Below are 251 nucleotides of genomic sequence, written 5' to 3'. Positions count from 1 at the left end.
AACTCTGATAGTGCCATAATAGTCTGGATATGGCTGTCTGAATCCATTGCCGCCAGAGTAATGGAAAGGTAAACGTCTCCGTTGTCTTCTGACTCTAAATCAACACCGTGTTTAAATACCGTCACTTGCAGTGATGCTTCGTTCACGCCATCTTCAGGGCGAGCATGAGGCATCGCAATCTTTGGTGCTAGCACATAGTACGCGCCAATGTCTTTATGCTTTTGTTTAATAGCATCAACATAGTCTGCCTC

The 251-nt window shown here is 45.0% G+C and carries 1 protein-coding gene; it reads right to left on the bottom strand.

The annotated features are described in order from the left end of the window. Positions 1 to 251: PTS sugar transporter subunit IIA (locus tag FTW16_RS12795; protein ID WP_186728059.1), on the bottom strand; the 251-nt coding region annotated here is incomplete at both ends.

The sequence above is a fragment of the Vibrio sp. T20 genome (assembly GCF_007858795.1).
Lineage (GTDB): Bacteria > Pseudomonadota > Gammaproteobacteria > Enterobacterales > Vibrionaceae > Vibrio > Vibrio satsumensis.
This window is presented reverse-complemented; position numbering and strand designations above follow the sequence as displayed.